The 3699-nt window shown below is 43.7% G+C and carries 3 protein-coding genes; all 3 read left to right on the top strand.

The genetic code is table 11. From position 1 onward, the window contains the following. The coding region (locus TW89_RS09500; protein ID WP_128581290.1) for a DUF2345 domain-containing protein at positions 1-425 on the top strand (425 nt) is incomplete at its 5' end. Continuing rightward, positions 422-2686, top strand: coding sequence for an esterase/lipase family protein (locus tag TW89_RS09495; RefSeq protein ID WP_128581289.1), 2265 nt, complete (start codon positions 422-424; stop codon positions 2684-2686). The genes TW89_RS09500 and TW89_RS09495, both read left to right, overlap by 4 nt. 109 nt (positions 2687-2795) lie before the next feature. Next, the coding region (locus TW89_RS09490; RefSeq protein WP_283114712.1) for a T6SS immunity protein Tli4 family protein at positions 2796-3699 on the top strand (904 nt) is incomplete at its 3' end.

Here is a 3699-nt window from a genome sequence, read left to right as displayed (position 1 = left end):
ATGACGAGTTGCAGCTGAATGCACTGAAGGACGCAACGTTAACCAGCAGCGCGGGGAAAATCACCATAGCGGCGAAGGAAGAGATTCTGATTACCTGCAAAGGGGCGTATATCAAGCTGAGCAACGGAGAAGTGGAGATCGGGAGTCCGAAGGTGGTAAGGGTGAGGGCGCCGTTGGTGGTGAATGGGCCGCAGAGCTTGAGCCACATGTTTAATAATATGCCTAAATCCAAATTTGATCAGGAAGTAATCGTTACCACTCCAAATGGAAGCCCGATTGCAAACCGCCGATTTGTTCTAACACGTGCTGACGGTACCAAAATACGGGGGATTACGGATGCAAATGGCAGTACCGGTATTCAGCGCAATGATTCTACTATGGAAAAATTTACCTTGACTCTTTTGCCTAAGGACAAGAAGAAATGAGTGAACCAAATATTAAATTAAATCCGACATTGGATAAAAACGGCAATCCGACCGCGCAAGTGAGGATGACATCTACGGAAGATCAGCAAAAATGCCAGATGGAGATTGCCCGATATATGCCGATTATGCTTCTACCCGGCATTATGGGATCCAATCTGCAATATCGAAACGGTTGGGTAAAGCCCAGTAAAAAATCTGAATCGGGAGAACCGGCAAAAGACATTGAAAACGGAGAGGAGAATCAGGACAAGGACTGGGAGGAACTCAAGAAGGAGACAGTAGAAAAGTCATGGATGCCGCCAAACGGTCTATTAAAATCAATAGGTGCAGCGTTTAAAGATGGTCTGTTTCGTAGAGTAAAAGCACGTCATCGTGAAATTCATCAAGAATTGACTGCCGTCGATTGGCGAGGGCCGATAACACATATTCCTAAAAATCCTATAATAATCAATACAAAACGATTGAAAGATAAGATTTTAAAGGCCGGTGAGCAGCGACACAATCTAAAAATGGCACAACTGCAAAAAAGTCACTCTTCTGATTCTTGGAAAATTAGCAATGAGCAAAATAAATATGAAGAATGGAAAGAGAGATGGGAAAATGGGGAACCCCATCAAAACGAGTTGACAGAAGAAGAATTGCGTTTTCGAGGCTGGGGAACGGTTCATGCCGATTCTTATCAAGAGTTCACGGTTTTTTTAGAAAATAATCTGAATAATTTGGCTCAAGATATTCGAGATAGTGCTAAAACCAGCAATGGAAATCAAAATGGAGCGCATTGCTTGAGTGATAGTGATTATGAAAATTTTGTTACTCAGAAAAAAGATACGCAGCCTTGGAAAGCCGTATTGGCAAGGATAGATCGATATATCATCAATCGCGACAAAGAGCAGCCAGAATTGGAAAAGCCTTTGTCTGAACAAGAGTCTAGCGCTGAAGCGCAGAAAATATTGGCGGAATGGCTGAAAAAAGCGGTGAATTATCAGTTTCCTGTTTATATATGCGGCTACAACTGGTTGCGTGACAATGCTGAATCGGGGACTGGGTACCATACGAAGTCTTTAGAGTATTTGGAATCAAAAAAAGAGGATGGTACCAATTTCCCCTTTGGTCCTAGTGACTTGAATAGCAGGGTCCAGCGCGCATTGGAAGAATGCAATAGTGAGCAATTTTTGATTCTTACCCATTCCATGGGTGGTTTGGTAACGCGTGCATATGCAAAGCAGGCAACCAGTGATGAGCCAGCTGGTACTAAAAACGCTGATAAAATCTGCGGTATTTTTCATAATGTTATGCCTGCTACGGGCTCACCTGCTTTTTATAAACGGTTAAGGGCAGGATTTAGTAATGAACCGCCACCGCGCCATTTTTATGAATACTTCATGCCAACTTTATGGTTAAATGCATTGAAAGATGCAGGTTTTGCAGGGGTGCTGGGTTTTACTTCGCGCGCAACTTCCCCTATTTTGCTCAATTCGCCTGGTGCTATGCAGCTGACTCCTTGGCCGAATTATACCCCCTGCCGCTTTAGTGGAGATAATGTAAGCGATCCCAATGCTTGGCTTCATGTGGCAGATGATAAGGGTAAAAATATACGCTTTAGTTTCAATACTGAGGAGCTTTATCAAAATTATGATAAATGGTTCGGTTTATGGCCGACCAAGCCGAAAAATCTTAATGACGGGCAACAAGAAGAGCAGATAGACCGCATCAATTTTAATCCGAATGGTACAAAGACCATCTTTCAACAAGATAAAACAGATGCAGATATTTTTAAAGCTAATTTCGATAAGGTGCAAATATTTCAAGAAAAGCATGCTACTTACTATTTGACCGATGACAATAAAACCCGAATCAGTCTTTGTGACAGTAAAGACCACCTCACTTGGGATACTATTAAATGGGTGAGTGATAGGAATTTCCCTGAAGACTTGACTAAGCAGGAGTTGATTGAGGCGGTATTGACTAAGCCTAAAGATTCCGGGCCTAGGGGAACGGTAAAAATGAAACTGAGGGGTGAAGATTACTTTCTTCATCTTGCTGAAAAAAAGAGGACAGACCGAGGAGATGGTACCGTCCCTACTGCTTCGGGAGAAGCGCCGATTACCCAAGGCTTTTTTGATAGAAAAGATGTATTGGTAACCGGAGATAAAAATGTAGGCGGCTACGAGCATGGTTCTTCATATAATCTTGATGAAACCCGTCATGATGCCTTGTTTGCTGTTTTAGAATCTGTCGCTTTACGCGGACAGGAAGATTAATCCCTATAAGGAGTTTATGATGAAACCGACCGCTACTGTATTGCTGACAGTTTCTCTGTTTACTGCATGCACCCCTGCCGTTTCACCACTTACAGAAAGGAATCCCTCCATGACTACAGCTTCTTCATCTATCGATAGCGCCTACTGGACCGAACAGCCCTATTGCAGCGGCCGCTATCAATTGCGCCTACCGTCTAAGCGTCGTCACGGCAGTACACACCTTAATTACAACGGCTGGAGCGTAATGGTTCTGTTTAACGACTGGAAGAGAAACGTTAGCACCATCAATGAGACTAAGCAAAATGGTCGAGATGGGACCGATATTGTTGTTGACACCCGTATTCTAATTCCAGGGCAAGCGATGATGCAGGTAACACGCAGCGATTTTTCTTGGGAACGCAGCATTACAATTAAAGAGAAGGGAATGCCCTACGAAGCTGATTTATATTTCAAATTGGATGATAACGACGCTTATATCGTACGTGGTTATTTCTATATTCCCGCCGAAAACGGCAAAGCCCCTGCCAACTGGAAAGCCAAAGAGAAAGAATTGATAGATGGTATGGAGAAAAAATTCCGCCAAGATTTCCTGAATAACTTACGTGTACGGCAAGAATTTGAAGTGCCGAATCGGCATGGTATCTGCCTGATAGGCGGTTTTATTGCGGATGACGGTAAAAAACCGTTTACAGCGCATACTACTGTCGAATTTGCCAAGCAACATGATATGAGTCTGGAAATCATGCATGGCGACGAGCTTAAGAAAGGCGAACCGACGCTGCTGCAACGGGATATCGCTCCGGAAAAAAGCGCATTGGCAAAAATCTTTAAAATCACAGGCTACCGTACCATCCGCCAAGGCCCGCGTACCATTAACGGCATGTCGGGTACGGAAAAACTGATCAAATGGGACGGCAATAAATATATGTTGATTTGGGAACGAGACGGTGGCAATCCGCGCATCATGATGCAGTTTGGTACCGAGAAGAAAGACGGAACGAAGCGTAGCGAAG

The sequence above is a fragment of the Neisseria flavescens genome (genome assembly GCF_001618065.1).
Classification (GTDB): Bacteria; Pseudomonadota; Gammaproteobacteria; order Burkholderiales; family Neisseriaceae; genus Neisseria; species Neisseria flavescens_A.
The sequence above is the reverse complement of the archived record's forward strand: the minus strand, read 5'-3'. Positions and strand labels throughout refer to the sequence as shown.